The sequence below is a fragment of the Legionella stuttgartensis genome (genome assembly GCF_977063405.2).
Genome location: NZ_CDRUHA020000044.1, coordinates 245,672 through 259,396 on the forward strand (window position 1 = coordinate 245,672; position 13,725 = coordinate 259,396).

Genomic DNA, 13,725 nt, shown 5'->3' on the forward strand with positions numbered 1-13,725 from the left:
GGAATAATTTCAACACTCCTTCACGTACGCCGGTTTACCCATAATATAAGTGGCTTTAATATTATCTTCAGAACCCAAAGTCATCAAAATAAACAACAATTCAAAAATATCATTTACCTTTTCACGGCGATATTTAAGATAGGTGGTGGCATCCGGATCAATCACAATAAAATCAGCCTCCTTGCCTGGTTTGAACGTGCCAATTTTATCATCCAATTGTAATGCTTTTGCAGCCCCAAAAGTCGCCATATACCAACGAATCATACTGGGTAATTTCACACTATTTAACATGGAAACCTTATAAGCATCATCTAAAACAGCAAACATTGAAAGACAGTTTCCGGCCCCCCAATCAGTCCCTAAAGTAATTTTATTGGTATATTTAAGCGCTCGTGAAAAATTGAATAAACCGCTCCCTAAAAAATTATTGCTTAAAGGACACCAGGAAATAATTGCACCTGATTTTTTAAACAACTCCAGTTCCTCATCGGTTGTGTGAATGCAGTGGCCAAATACACTCTTATCCGTCACCAACCCAAAATGGTCATAAACATCCATATAATGTTTGCTCCAAGGATAAAGTTTTTTTACTGCAGCAATTTCATTCGGATTTTCATCCAGGTGCGTTTGAATATAACAATCAGGATGTTCTTTTTTTAGAGCGCCACACAACTCAAGCATTTGATCAGAACACGATAAAGCAAAACGTGGCGAGATACAGTAGGATAAACGACCTTTATTATGCCATTTTTCAATCAAGCGAACACAATTATCATAATTCTCCTGTGTAGATAATCTAAGTATATCCGGAGCATTTTCATCCATTAAAATATTACCGGTTACAAAACGCATGTTCCTTTCTTGCAGGGCTTCAAAAAATATATCAGAAGCCTCATAAAATAATGGACCGTAAGATACGGCTGTCGTGGTTCCATTTCTTAACAGTTGATCCAGAAAAAAATTCAAATCTTTTGACGCACTGGCTTTATCACTGTACACACTTTCCCCAGGAAATACGTAGTCTTCTAACCATTCCAAGAGTTTCTCACCATAGGCAGCAACAATTGCACTTTGCGAAGCATGTTGATGAGTATCAATAAATCCAGGAGTAATTATCTTATCTTTATAATTAACCAGTTTTATACCATTTATTTTGTGTTTTAAATCTGAATAACTCCCTACATCAACAATTTTCCCTGCTTCAATAACCAGTATGCCATCCTCGATGTACACATATTGACACTCTTGTTCTGACTGTTTTTCTTTCTTATTAACAGGAAGATTCTCAATGGTAGCCGTATCTTTAAAATAAAAAATCGCACCTCTATAAGCTGTTTTATCACTCATAACAACCTCCGTGTTATTCTGGGTTGGTGTCTTTAATAAAATAAATCAACAAAATTGAGAACAGCGTACAAAATGGTAATACCCATAAATAGGTAAAAAAATCTTTGGATACTGCAGTAATAAATAAATAAGGAATGAACAGTAAAAGGGTGTTAAATAAAAAAACTGCTGTATTTAATACGCTGATTGCTACACCACGGGAACTATCTGATGAAATTTCACTAACCATTGTATAAAAAAGCATGGAGCCTGAAAGTAAAAAGCCAATCAGAAATGAAACTATTTTTGTAATGATGTATGAATCCATACTGTAGTGAGGAAGATATATCCCCAGTAATAAAAGCATTGTTCCGGTAACCAAAGTAATATGTATTACCATAATTCTTGATTTGACTGCATTGGAAAACCAACCTAATAATGGAGTCCCAATACCTATCCCTGCAAAAATCAATCCGCTAATCATAATCGATTGCAGGCTATCAACTGAATAATAGTTTTGAATTTGCATGAACCATAAACTCGCATAAGCAAGCAAAACACCAAAAGACATTGCTGCAGCAAGAGAACACAGCAAAATTTGTTTGTTTTTAAACACAACCGCTAACGATTTTTTTAGTGAAATCGAGCTATCTCTTACAAAACCAGTAGGAGAACGAACAAGAATAGAAGATAAAACAAATAAAACCAGACCACAAACCGCGAGTCTTTGATACAGTTCATTCCATGTATGCGATTGCAATTCCACTTTAAAATAATAATGAATAACCCCAGCTAAAATGCATGAAAGTGTTTGGGTCAAACCAAATAATACAGGAAAAATTTGTGCGGAAAACCATTGAGAAATTAAAACTGCAGCGGCAACAAACGCAAAAGAAGCACCTATTCCTTGTATAAAATTCGCCAATGTAAAAATCGTCAAATTATCTGCAATAGAAATAAAAATATTCCCTAAGGCCAGTATTAAAATTCCCCCACTGACTACAATTCTTGGGTTAAATTTATCAAGCAAATAACCTACAGGAATTTGCATACAGGCAAAGCCCAAAATAAACGCACCTGTTGCAATGGATACGCCATAATCGCTCGCACTTAGCGTATTTTTTATGGGTTCGGAAAATACTGCTGCCGCAGTATTCAAACAAAAAGAATAAACAACAAATAATGTTGCAATCAACCAAACAATACCCCCATATAGTTTTTGCATGAATTATCCTTATTCTTAGGTTGATGTATTTTTTATGTTCTGCATGAAGAAAAGTATAGCAAAAAAAACTCGGTGATATTTTGGGGCCTAATCCATTTGAAAAATTCCAACCAAAACAATGAACATGAAGGGTAATTTTCATCCACTCATCTATACTCAAAATAACCCAGTCATATGTTTATCTTGCAGGATGCAACACTGGGCTGACAAAAAAGGAGTTTTTTTATGAAAGTTAATTACTTGGTTGCCCCTCTCATTTTAGTACCACTATCTGTTTTCAGCCAAACTCATAATAATGTTACCACTTTAACCATTTCACAAAATCCGGAAAATAAAAACACTCAGGTCCTCACCTATTCAAATGAAACAGACGATTTAAAACAAAAGAAGTCGTTCACTCGCAGCATTGATTATCCAACTCAAGTTATTCGCATGGAAAAAAATATAGAAAGTCAGCAACTCTCATGCGATGAGGTGAATACTCAAATTGATAAAATCTTAGTACAACATATAGTGAATGAACAATTTACTTATGCAATTTACATTAGTTGTTATTATAATCCACAAACTAAATTAGCAACTCAATTCATTATCAGCAGCTATTTTGATCCTGTAAGTGATGCAGCAATTACCTATTTAGAATCGTACCTTAATAAATATAATGGGACCAATTTATTAGGAACAGAGTACAAAATTGAATCTGCAAAAGGCCTCATCCTTTCCATAGATATTGCCGCAGGAATGAAAAAAAAACCCAATAGACCTCCTTTTACAGAATATAGAAAAGACCATAGTAGCTTTTATTTCAAAAGCAATTATGAAATGAAAAACAAATTATTTAGTGATGTTTATCAAAATTTCTTCACCCAGGATCCAGATAAAATATTTCCTTTTCTGGATAAATGGATTTCATCTCATGCAAGCTCCTTTTATAAAGCCGTTTTACGCGATTCAAATTATGTTGAACTTCAGCCTGAAAAAATTTTCCTCATGGAGAATGAAGAAATATTTGTATCCAACTTTAAACAGTATTTTGCACACTTCTGCGAACCTTATGAAAATCATAGGTGCTTGAATCCAGGAGGGAAAATTGATGGCGAGGATGTCGATTCAAAAATAGCTTCGTAACCCAGGTTTTCTTGGAGCAGTGTCCCGGGTTACGCTGCATTGCACCCGGGCTTCAGTGATTATAAAATATATACTTTTTAACCCAATTCAGGCTCATATGTAGAAACCTTTCGGGGCTTTAATTCCGCTTGCTCTTCAGCAATGGCTTTATCATTCACGATTTTGGTAACGCACGCATCAGACCAAACATTTAAAGCAGTTTCCAGCATATCAATTAAACCGTAGAAAGGTAAAATAACACCCATAAGCACGATAGGAACATTCATACTCGACAACAAACTAATACTTAAGAAGAAACATCCCATGGGTACACCGGCATTCCCAATGGCAGCTACTGTAGCAACAAATATCCATAAAACCATTGTGCCATAAGAAATTGGCATTCCGTGATTCTGCATTAAATAAATTACCGTAGCAAAAATAAAGGCTGCGCATCCATTCATATTAATGCTGGTGCATAAAGGTAAAACAAAACGGCTTACCGATGGTTTTACTTGCAGATTATTTTCTATAGTATTCATGGTGACAGGTAATGTCCCTACTGAAGACTTGGAGAAAAAAGCGACCGATAATGCAGGAAGCATAGAACGCATTGCTGCAAAAGGCTTAATCTTATTCGCTTTTAACCACAATGGTAATATTACAAAACCTTGAATGATGTTCGCTAATACAACAATCAATAAATACTCCCCTATTCCCTTAATATCCATACCTGAGCGCAATTGAACGACTGTTGAAGTAATAAAACCAAATAATCCCAAGGGAATAATGGTAATAATCCAACGAGTCATCACTAAGAACATTCCATGTGCACCACGGAAAAATCGCGTAATTGTTTCGCGAGATTCATCCTCAGGAATTTGACGTACCGCAATACCGATAATAATGCTTAAGAACAGTACTCCTATAACTTGCTGTTCAAGAAAAGGAGATAATAAATTGGTAGGAATAATATTTGCCAAGTATCCTAAGTAACCTAAACTACTTGCCGATTTGACGGTTTGTGCATCCAAACTAACCTGCACGGTGCTGGGTTGGATTAAAATATAAAGCAAGCAACTAATCACTGCAGCCACTATGGTTGTAGAAAAAGTATACTTAAGTGTTCGCTGCCAAATCTTCTTCATGAATCCATCGGTCTTGTAATTGGCCAGAGTAACAATGATGGATAAAGAAATAATGGGCAAACTAATGCATTTAAACAGCTTAATAAATAAATCAGAAATTAATAACCCTATCTCTTTTAAAACAACAATATTGGACATCCCACTAACGATACCTAAACCAATCATTAAAGCATAAAGCAAGGGAGTGCTGAGTATGAGTTTTTTTTGTTGATGCGCTGCACACATGTTAATAATCCTTAAAAATCAATAAATTAAAAAATGAAAAGATTAAATTAACAGCAACAACAAGAAACGAGTTTAAAGTGAGCAAGGGTAGAGCGATGATTCGTTTGATTCGAGTGAGTTACCATAAAAACCTTATATTTTCTGATCAAAAAATGCGCAATTAGGAGTATTCTAACACATTATGCATGTGCGTCAAGAGATTTTAAAATCTGCTGATCTATCAGTCAACCAATTCAAGACAATTGATTTGCTGCTTTAAACGGATGATTCGACGATAAGCATCCTCTATACGTTTAGGAGTTATTTTTTTCTCGAAAATCAAACGTTCAATCTTCTCAATCAATTCTGGCGCCGTAATTTTTGCTAATTGATTTGCAAAGATCAGCATATCAGCACCCGCATTGATTGTCAGGCATAAAGCCTCCTCAAGTGAGTAATGATCGGTGATTGCTTGCATTTGTAAGTCATCTGCAATAATTACTCCATCATAGCCCATCGTTTGGCGCAATAAGCCGGTTAAAATATCATGGGATAACGTTGCAGGTCCCCCCTGTTTATCCAATTGATTATTGATCACATGCGCGGTCATGATCAGAGTTGGTTGGTAAACATCTCGCACGAGCTGATAATAAGGCACCAATTCATCTTCATTGAAGGTATTGGTAACATCTACAAACCCTTTATGGGTATCACCTAATGCACTACCATGGCCTGGGAAATGCTTATAGCAGCATGCAATACCATAATGCTGGAAAACATCAACAAATGCTCTGGCCAGACGCACTACCTCATCAGGATCAGTTGAAAAACTACGTTGTAAGCTTCCAATAATTCCCTGCTGATCTTGTAAATGCAAATCCACAATCGGAGCAAAATTAAGATTAAAACCCAAAGATTTTAATGTAAATGCCATTTGCGTCAACTCGGCCTGCAAATCCTCATGGGATAAGTGTGCCATGTTGTATGCATCCATAGTTGGCATACATCCCTCAATCCGAGACAAGCGGTCGATGCTTCCTCCTTCATAATCAATGGCAATTAATAAGGGCAAACCGTTATTTTTGAACTCTTCTGAGGAATGGTAATAATAATTGAGTTGATGCGTTAAATTTTTAATTTGCGTCTGATTTTTTAAATTCTTACCATATAAATTGGTAGAAGCATCCTGATCGAATAACAAAACACCGCCTAATCCATCTGAAGACAGCCATTCAGCTATAGGGCTTTTGTCGTGTATATCACAACCATCAAACCCCATAACCAACATCTGACCAATTTTATTTCTAAGAGTAATCATCAGTCGCTCCGTCAACAAAATAAGGAAAAAATTCCCTAAAGAATAGTTGATGTTATAGTAAGTGAATCATACACAAAGATAAAAATTAATGCCATTTATATCTTTTTTGGCGGTATTGCTGGAATATCATTAAAATCACAACTGCAATTGCCTGGTGCATTAGGTGGAAGGGGAACTAATGAAAAATCACTTGAGTAGCAAACTGTCACGTTCCAAGCTGAATCCCCAGGATTTATTGTATTAGGTAAGGACCAATAATTTTTAGCAGTATAGGTTTTACCTTCATCACTTTGCCAAAAAATTGGAGAAAATCGAGCTCGATACATTAATTTTTGGCCAGGTTCACAAGGGAACGTTTGGCGAATCCAAGATTTTCCAACAGGTACAGTAACTGTTGTTAAAATTTTGGCGCTTTCGGCATCCATTACATCTACTGATACATCATATTTAATCCAACAATTATCTTTAACTAAAGTGTAATAACAAGTAATCTCAGCCCAAAGCGCACTTGAAGAGATGAGGCTGAAAATGAAAATAAAAGTTCGTGCTAACATAATTCAATCCTTTTATTCACTGAACGTGTTCACAATTTTTGTTTCAAAGTAAAAACACCCATAAAACTAAATAGTAACAGTCTTTAGGGCTTATCTATTCATAGTATATACAATAACGATCATAAGTTACGAATAAGTTATAAATTTAGGTCAATACAGGGTTGATTTTATTATCCGACCTGTATAAGCTTGCCCGAATTGGAGAGATGGCCGAGCGGTCGAAGGCGCACGCCTGGAAAGTGTGTATACGGCAACGTATCGAGGGTTCGAATCCCTCTCTCTCCGCCAAATTTGATAAAAAGGCGGTCAACTCACCATTGAATTGCTTGTCGCTTTTTTATATTTAATATTCCCATAGGTGCTTTTGCAGTGATGGAACTGAAAATCCTGATTTGTGGGTATGCAAAGGTATGATTATGAACAATTCATTTAGGGATATGGCATATGAAATTAATTGTAATAGGAATTTTATTATCATTTAATGCGATCGCTGGCGATTATTTCCCTAAATTAACATCACAAGATCAGCCTTGGTCTGTTACTGCGAGTGCTGGCACAGGAACTTATCATATAACCTCCTCAAGAGATAAAAATGCTCCCATAGGACGATTAGCGCTGGCCAATGAAATGATGCTTGCTGGCAATATTGCTTTAGGCTTGGAATTAGGGCTGCAAACAGGTACACGAATCAAACTCAATATGCCTCAAGAAGCATTCCATGCTCTGAAAAAATGGATTCCTATGCAAACGACCCTTGCCCCTACCTTGGATTTATTAATTACGTCCAAAAGCGATCCTCTGGGGAATAGTTCATTTTTTGCTCAACTAAAAGGTGGACTTGCCTACAGGCATTGGCGAGACGAGCGCGTACCCCTTAATGATATTTCCCAATTAGCAGGCGAAATACAAGCAGGCTTTGGTTATCCAATTAGTGCTTTGGCCAACCTGAGCTTATTATATCAAGGAATATTCAGCGGCAATGGACCGAATTTTCATTTTGAAACCTATTCCAAAAGAGAACAACTATCTAACATTCCTACCTTACATGCTGTACTTTTAGGATTGTCAGTTAATCTATAAAAATAATTGTACCCTAGAGGCAGATGCGCCGAAGCTACAATAGACTATAATGTAACAAAACGGATCTACTTCTCTATTGAACAGTAGCAGGGAGTACTATCATGAAAGAACAACATTACGCCTATAAAATAACGCACGGCAAGTCCAGTTTGAATTGCCCTCATTCCGCCTTGCAAAACGATAAAATGGTGGACTTATTAAAAGAAATAGAAAAACAACATAGTGACGGGATATTCTGGATATTTAAACAATTTGGTGATCATCCTCAAGAACCATTATGCATTATAGACTGTTCAAAACAACGAATTTACTTCCATTATTCCGGCGAAGTCGAAAACTTAAAGGATGCTATCGCTTATTTGAGTCATTAATACCCAAAATAGAAAAGAAATATTTCAAAACAAATAGGTTATTATTTTTTTATTTTGAATTTATCTGATACAAATCAACTCTAGACAAATGACAGTTTTTTAGTCACTATTCCATTCGATTTTTACATGAAAAGAGAATAGTTATGTCTTTAAAAACCAAAATAGTTATTTTAAGTTTGATTGTTTTTAACTTATTGCCCAATGCTTATGCCGCTTCTCCAACAAAACATGTTGAAAGTGACACCGCCATCCAAAATGCTGTTTTATTCTATATTAACAAATACCGTCAGCAACATGGCTTATCCAAACTTACAATGGATAACAAGATTGTAATTCAAGCCAAACAACACTCTCAAGATATGGCCAACCATCGTATGTCTTTTGGTCATCAAGATTTTGGAAAACGCATTAAGAAACTGCGTTCACAGATTAAAAATACTGGTGGTGGTGCGGAGAATGTTGCATACAACTATAAAACCGCTGAAATTGTAGTCAGTCAATGGGTCAAAAGCCCAGGCCACAGAAGAAATATTGTAGGAAATTATAACTTGACTGGCATAGGGGTTGCCCGTGATAAACAAGGCAAACTTTACTATACCCAAATATTCCTGCAAACAGGAAAAAGTCCTCGAAGTTACACAGCAAGAAGACCCTACATTGGCGTTCCATTCTTTGGTATTAAACGACATAGCTAGATTAGAAACATGCAATCTGGGTGCAGCGCAGCGAAACCATGGTTCCAGCGGCGTCAAACCCAGGCGCATGAGTAATAATAAAATACCCGTTTCATTTTCCTTATTAATTCAACAACCTAATTAAACCGTTTTTGACTTTAACGAAATCTTTGCAAAAAACCAGCGAAATCATGTGGCATTAAAACTCAGAGTGGCCTATCATAAAACCATAGACAGTACACATTGTTCAGCCAACATTATTACTTTGGGAGCCAGATTGAGAGTGCGGTGAGCAAGCTTAGCAAGTACTAAGAAGCCTAAAACACTCCAGAGGAGTCCACCTTGGTAAAAAGGACTGTACTCAATCTTACTGTCTATCCCAAATTCCATAAAAAGGCGTATTAAAAAACCATAATACGCTTTTTTTATTTTCCTCTTTAATTGTGCAAATCATAATAAACTTTAGCCTGGGTGCTGGTCAGTAGATGCAGTTGTTACCAGTTAATCTAATTATTCACTGTCAGTTTGACTGTTTTTTTAATGCATAATTACTATAATCAAACACTTAAAGCTTAAGTTCGTATTATAATTAAGGACACACTTATAAATTGGACTTCGCTTAAATGGATCTTTTATTAATTTTGCTTGTCCTATTATTTTTCAGCTTGTCCTTTGGACTAATTAGATTCTATGATTATTTATCAAGGAGTGAATCATGAGCTTGTATTTAATCTGTGGAATAATTGCTTTCGGGTTATTAGTCTTTTTGTTAGTTGTACTATTCAAACCCGAATTATTTTAAGCCATGGATTAATTTAAACCCGGGATGGACCCCTTATGACAAAACCTGGTTTGCTGCAAATTGCATTTTATCTGCTCTTTTTGTTGCTACTTGTAAAACCTTTAGGTTGGTACATGGCACGAGTGTACCAGGGCCGCCCTTGTTTCTTAGACCGAATATTAAGACCGTTCGAACACTTAATCTATAAGATTTGCGGTATTCAGACTCAAGAAGAAATGGGATGGAAAACCTATCTCACAAGCATGCTCTTCCTAAACTTAGCGGGCTTACTGGTTATTTATCTTGTGCAACGTATTCAATTTTATTTACCATTAAATCCCCAAGAATTTTCCTCTCCCTCCCCTGCTCTTGCATTGAATACGGCCATAAGTTTTACAACTAATACAAATTGGCAAGCTTATAGTGGGGAAACAACAATGAGTTATTTAACGCAAATGCTTGCACTTACGGTACAAAACTTTATTTCTGCAGCAACAGGTATGTCATTATTAGTTGCATTGATCCGCGGGATCATAAAACATGAAAGTCATAGTTTAGGAAATTTCTGGGTAGATGCCGTACGCGGAATACTCTATATCTTATTGCCTATGTCGCTGATTTTTGCACTTGTTCTATGCTCACAAGGGGTCATTCAAAATTTTAAACCTTTTCAAAAAATTAGCCTCAGCCACCCTTTTACTTACCAACAACCTGTAACCGATGCGACAGGACAAACGGTATTAGATAGCCAAGGCAATCCTAAAACAACACCGGTAACAATAACTGAACAAATCATTCCCATGGGACCAGTAGCATCACAAATTGCCATCAAGCAACTCGGTACTAATGGTGGTGGTTTTTTTAATGTCAATTCAGCACATCCCTTCGAAAACCCCACTCCATTGAGTAATTTTCTGGAAATGGTAGCGATCTTACTTATTCCTGCAGCTTTTTGTTTTACATTTGGCACCATGGTTCATGATAAAAGGCAAGGCTGGGCCATATTAATAGCCATGTCCATTTTGTTTGTTCCATGTTTACTATTTGAAGTTGTAGTCGAACAATCAGGGAATCCAGCATTTCACCGCATGGGGATTGATGCTACTGCTCAATCTGAATTTTACCCAGCCGGCAATATGGAGGGCAAAGAGAGTCGCTTTGGTATTGTTAACTCTGCAATTTGGGCAACAGCTACAACCGCCACCTCTAACGGTTCCGTCAATTCCATGCTGGATTCATTTACTCCTCTAGGCGGGATGGTTCCTTTATGGATGATGCATTTAGGTGAAGTAAGTTTTGGAGGAGTTGGCACTGGATTATCGGGGATGCTCATGCTAGTCATCCTCACGGTATTTGTTGCGGGGCTTATGGTAGGCAGAACTCCTGAATACCTAGGTAAAAAAATTGAACCTTATGAAATGAAAATGGCATCAATTGCTGTATTAATTATGCCTCTAATTGTACTCATCACGACCGCATATGCTTCTGTAACTCAGGTGGGAATAAACTCTATAGCAAATCCTGGTGCCCATGGTTTTACTGAAATACTCTATACTTTTACTTCCATAGGGAATAATAATGGCAGTTCTTTTGCAGGCTTAAATGCTAATACCCCCTTTTATAATATTGTTGGTGGCGTACTGATGTTGATTAGCCGATATTGGCTTGCTATTCCAATTCTTGCCATGGCTGGCTCACTTGTTAAGAAAAAACGGATTCCCAACAGTTTAGGTACCTTAGCTACTCATACACCACTTTTTATTACTTTATTAATTTATATTGCTATCATTCTGGGAGCACTGTCCTTTTTACCAGCTCTTGCTCTTGGTCCTATTGTGGAGCATTTGATGCTTTGGGGGAAATATGGCTACTAAATCACATTCTATTTGGGATTTTAGTATTATAAAAAGTGCCCTAATTGACGCATTTTTCAAATTAGCACCCCATGTTCAAATAAAAAATCCGGTAATGTTTACCGTTTATGCTAGTTCAATTATTACAACGATTCTCTTTATCCAAGCCTGTCTAGGCAAAGGTGAAGCACCACCACTTTTTATTCTCGCTATTAGTTTGTGGCTTTGGTTTACACTCTTATTTGCCAATTTTGCGGAAGCCATGGCAGAAGGTCGTGGCAAGGCACAGGCGCAAGAGCTACGACGAGCACGTCGTGAAATTCAAGCTAAAAAATTGGCAAAAGCATCTAAAAATGCAAAATTCACGGTTATTCCATCCGTGCAATTACGTGCAGGGGATCTGGTCTTGGTTGAAGCAGGTGATTTCATACCCAGTGATGGGGAGATTATCGAAGGAATTGCCTCAGTAAATGAAAGTGCCATCACTGGCGAAAGCGCCCCCGTCATTCGTGAAAGTGGCGGAGATCGTAGCGCAGTAACTGGAGGAACGCAGATCATTTCCGATTGGCTTATCATCCGCATCACATCTAACCCGGGCGAGACATTTCTGGATCGGATGATTACCCTGGTAGAAGGGGCAAAAAGACAAAAAACGCCTAATGAGCTGGCATTAACCATTTTACTTGCTGCCTTAACCATTGTGTTTTTAGTGGTTTGTAGCACCCTACTCTCTTTTTCGATTTATAGTGTCTCTGTAACTAAAGCGGGTTCAACAATTTCAATCACGGTGCTTGTTGCCCTTTTTGTTTGCCTTGCCCCAACTACAATTGGCGGACTACTTTCTGCAATTGGTATTTCAGGTATGGATCGAATGATTCAAGCCAATGTCATAGCCCTATCAGGGCGAGCAGTTGAGGCTGCAGGTGATATCGATGTTTTAATACTTGATAAAACAGGAACAATTACTTTAGGTAATCGGCAGGCAACAGAGTTTGTTCCCGCAGAAGGGGTCGATATCAACGATCTAGCCGATGCAGCTCAATTAGCCTCACTTGCTGATGAAACCCCTGAAGGTCGAAGCATCGTGATTCTTGCTAAAAGGAAATATAAGTTACGTGGAAGAACTCTTGCCCCATTACAGGCAACATTTATTCCATTCACCGCACAAACACGTATGAGTGGCGCAAATCTCGGTGATCGACAAATACGTAAAGGATCAGCTGAAGCAATCGAAGAATATATCAATCAGTTAGGTGGTCATGTTCCCGAAAATGTGAAAAATAATGTGGAAATTATTTCACGCCAAGGTGGAACTGCACTGGTGGTTACAGAAGGCCCAAAAGTTCTGGGCATTATCCGTCTTAAAGACGTAATTAAAGGGGGAATTCGAGAGCGTTTTGCCCAACTCAGACAAATGGGCATTAAAACCATTATGGTAACTGGAGATAATCCCCTAACGGCTGCTTCTATTGCTGGTGAAGCGGGAGTAGATGATTTTCTAGCCAATGCAAAACCCGAAGACAAACTTAAATTGATTCGTGACCTACAAGCTCAAGGTCATTTAGTTGCAATGACTGGTGATGGAACAAATGATGCGCCAGCACTTGCTCAGGCTGATGTTGCTGTTGCAATGAATACGGGAACACAAGCAGCAAAAGAAGCGGGTAACTTGGTCGATCTGGATTCAAACCCCACTAAATTAATTGAAGTAGTAGAAATAGGTAAGCAGTTATTGATGACGCGCGGCGCTTTGACTACGTTTAGTATTGCCAATGATATCGCTAAATATTTTGCCATTTTACCAGCTGCCTTTGTAAGCACCTACCCTGCGCTCAATGTATTCAATATCATGCACCTGGCAACCCCACATACTGCAGTGCTTTCCGCAGTAATTTTTAATGCAATTATTATAGTTCTTCTTATACCTTTAGCTTTGCGTGGAATTAAATATCGACGTCTTCCTGCAGCAGAACTGCTCCGAAATAACGTAATTATCTATGGGTTAGGGGGATTTATAGTTCCTTTTGTTGGAATCAAAATGATCGATCTGCTCTTAGTAGCCTTAGGTTTAACAGGATAAAAAA

Annotated in this window: 12 protein-coding genes, 1 tRNA gene and 1 other RNA gene; 9 read left to right on the forward strand and 5 right to left on the reverse strand. The window is 37.5% G+C overall.

The window, feature by feature from the left end; genetic code table 11:
- Window positions 1-9: 9 nt before the first annotated feature.
- Entirely contained in the window at window positions 10-1,347 is a 1,338-nt protein-coding gene (guaD, locus tag ACWTEW_RS11965) for a guanine deaminase (protein WP_454781861.1), read from the reverse strand.
- 13 nt (window positions 1,348-1,360) lie between these two features.
- Window positions 1,361-2,551, reverse strand: a complete 1,191-nt coding sequence (locus tag ACWTEW_RS11970; RefSeq protein ID WP_454781862.1) for an MFS transporter — start codon at window positions 2,549-2,551, stop codon at window positions 1,361-1,363.
- Window positions 2,552-2,776: 225 nt separating this feature from the next.
- Here ACWTEW_RS11970 and ACWTEW_RS11975 point away from each other — a divergent pair, with 225 nt between their 5' ends.
- The gene (locus ACWTEW_RS11975) at window positions 2,777-3,679 is read left to right on the forward strand and encodes an Lpg0189 family type II secretion system effector (RefSeq protein WP_454781863.1); all 903 of its coding nucleotides are present in this window, start codon (window positions 2,777-2,779) and stop codon (window positions 3,677-3,679) included.
- Window positions 3,680-3,756: 77 nt separating this feature from the next.
- Here the strand turns inward: ACWTEW_RS11975 and ACWTEW_RS11980 are convergent, their stop codons facing one another.
- From ACWTEW_RS11980 to ACWTEW_RS11990, 3 genes are all read right to left on the reverse strand, one after another.
- Window positions 3,757-5,031 carry a dicarboxylate/amino acid:cation symporter gene (locus ACWTEW_RS11980; protein WP_454781864.1) on the reverse strand — a complete coding sequence of 425 codons (1,275 nt, stop codon included), beginning with the start codon at window positions 5,029-5,031 and terminating at the stop codon, window positions 3,757-3,759.
- A gap of 220 nt (window positions 5,032-5,251) precedes the next feature.
- Entirely contained in the window at window positions 5,252-6,328 is a 1,077-nt protein-coding gene (locus tag ACWTEW_RS11985; protein WP_454781865.1) for a glycoside hydrolase family 3 N-terminal domain-containing protein, read from the reverse strand.
- Between the two features lie 95 nt (window positions 6,329-6,423).
- A complete protein-coding gene (locus tag ACWTEW_RS11990; protein WP_454781866.1) occupies window positions 6,424-6,882 on the reverse strand; it encodes a hypothetical protein in 459 nt (152 codons plus the stop codon).
- Between the two features lie 200 nt (window positions 6,883-7,082).
- On the opposite strand from ACWTEW_RS11990, the gene ACWTEW_RS11995 reads away from it, so the two are divergent.
- From ACWTEW_RS11995 to kdpB, 8 genes are all read left to right on the forward strand, one after another.
- A tRNA-Ser gene (locus ACWTEW_RS11995) sits at window positions 7,083-7,170 on the forward strand.
- Between the two features lie 156 nt (window positions 7,171-7,326).
- Window positions 7,327-7,962, forward strand: coding sequence for a hypothetical protein (locus tag ACWTEW_RS12000; protein ID WP_454781867.1), 636 nt, complete (start codon window positions 7,327-7,329; stop codon window positions 7,960-7,962).
- A 101-nt stretch (window positions 7,963-8,063) separates the two neighbouring features.
- Entirely contained in the window at window positions 8,064-8,333 is a 270-nt protein-coding gene (locus ACWTEW_RS12005) for a hypothetical protein (protein WP_454781868.1), read from the forward strand.
- A 143-nt stretch (window positions 8,334-8,476) separates the two neighbouring features.
- Window positions 8,477-9,028 carry a CAP domain-containing protein gene (locus ACWTEW_RS12010; protein ID WP_454781869.1) on the forward strand — a complete coding sequence of 184 codons (552 nt, stop codon included), beginning with the start codon at window positions 8,477-8,479 and terminating at the stop codon, window positions 9,026-9,028.
- 207 nt (window positions 9,029-9,235) lie between these two features.
- Window positions 9,236-9,387: non-coding RNA, 6S RNA (ssrS, locus tag ACWTEW_RS12015), on the forward strand.
- Window positions 9,388-9,722: 335 nt separating this feature from the next.
- Complete coding sequence (locus ACWTEW_RS12020; protein WP_220471025.1) at window positions 9,723-9,809, forward strand: potassium-transporting ATPase subunit F; 87 nt, start codon at window positions 9,723-9,725, stop codon at window positions 9,807-9,809.
- Between the two features lie 35 nt (window positions 9,810-9,844).
- On the forward strand, window positions 9,845-11,662 hold the full coding sequence (gene kdpA, locus ACWTEW_RS12025) for a potassium-transporting ATPase subunit KdpA (protein ID WP_454781870.1): 1,818 nt from the start codon (window positions 9,845-9,847) through the stop codon (window positions 11,660-11,662).
- Complete coding sequence (kdpB, locus tag ACWTEW_RS12030; RefSeq protein ID WP_454781871.1) at window positions 11,652-13,721, forward strand: potassium-transporting ATPase subunit KdpB; 2,070 nt, start codon at window positions 11,652-11,654, stop codon at window positions 13,719-13,721. Before kdpA ends, kdpB begins: the two co-directional genes overlap by 11 nt.
- Window positions 13,722-13,725 lie beyond the last annotated feature (4 nt).